This is a genomic window from Mariprofundus sp. NF (assembly GCF_013387455.1).
Taxonomy (GTDB): domain Bacteria; phylum Pseudomonadota; class Zetaproteobacteria; order Mariprofundales; family Mariprofundaceae; genus Mariprofundus.
The window spans coordinates 1-1,300 of record NZ_VWNC01000014.1; the positions used below are offsets into that span (position 1 = coordinate 1).

1 protein-coding gene is annotated in these 1,300 nt (G+C 47.8%); it reads left to right on the forward strand.

The features are described from left to right. Positions 1–40: 40 nt before the first annotated feature. Positions 41–1,266, forward strand: a protein-coding gene (locus F3F96_RS12315; RefSeq protein WP_206675342.1) for an IS3 family transposase whose coding sequence is annotated in 2 segments (ribosomal slippage) — positions 41–419 and positions 419–1,266 — 1,227 coding nt in all. Because the reading frame shifts where the segments join, the coding sequence is not laid out codon by codon here. Positions 1,267–1,300: the final 34 nt, after the last annotated feature.

Genomic DNA, 1,300 nt, shown 5'->3' on the forward strand with positions numbered 1-1,300 from the left:
TGTCCCGTCCTGAAATAAGTTGACACAAAAAGGACTTATTATGGGAAAGGAAGAAACAGCAAGGCGCAGACGAAGTCAGCGTGATTATACATTGGGCTTTAAATTGAGCATTGTCGAACAGGTTGAAAAGGGCGATCTCACCTATAAACAAGCTCAGGAGCGTTATGGTATCCAGGGTCGCAGCACGGTTTTGGTCTGGTTGCGTAAACATGGTAAATTGGATTGGTCTGAAAGAAGGAGTAGTCCGATGCCCAAGTCAAAAGAGAGCCCTGCGCAAACGATCAAACGTCTGGAGAAGGAGCTGGAGGATGAGCGTCAGCGCAATCTTCTTCTCAATACAATGATAGACATTGCCGATGAGCAATATGGGACATCACTGCGAAAAAAGTGTTTAGCCAGGCTGCCCGCAAGCTCCAAAGGCAAGGAGAAGTGAGTCTGGCGAAAGCGTGTGATTTTATGGGCCTGTCGCGTCAATCGATCTACCAGGCGGAGCAGCGTCATCGGCAGAGAGAGGCCAGTTTGGAGCCTGTCAGGGCAATGGTGCTGGAGATCCGGCAACGTCTTCCTCGCCTGGGAACACGTAAACTCTATTACTTGCTCAAGCCGGAACTGCTTCGAGAGGGGATTAAACTTGGGCGTGATGGTCTGTTTGAATATCTGCGCCAACAGCGAATGTTAATCGCTCCAAAGCGCAGTTATACGAAGACCACACATAGCAAGCACTGGATGAGGAAGCATCCAAACTTGCTGGCAGACTTGAAGCTTCATCGACCAGAACAGGTGTTTGTAAGTGATATGACCTATCTGGAGAGCGATGAAGGGGTGCATTACCTCTCACTGGTCACCGATGCCTGTTCCAGAAAAATCATGGGACATAAGCTTAGCCATGATATGAGAGCTGTTCATCCTAATGCGGCTTTGAAAAAGGCTGTGGCTCAACGCGTTACAGATGCACCGCTGATCCATCATTCTGACAGAGGGTTACAGTATTGCTCGGCTCTCTATCAGGAAACGTTGGCGAAAAGTCGTATTCAGCCATCTATGACAGATGGATATGATTGCTATCAGAATGCTCTGGCTGAACGTATAAATGGAATCCTCAAACAGGAGTTCCTGTTATACCGATGTAAGAGTTTTGCTGAACTCAAAAGGTTGGTGGAAGAATCCATCGATGCATATAATCGACTCAGGCCGCACCTCAGCCTGGGAATGAAAACACCCGAAGAGGTGCATAAAAAAGCCGACTGCCATTGGCAGCCGGCTTGAATAAAAAAACGTCAACGTATTTTAGGACGAGACA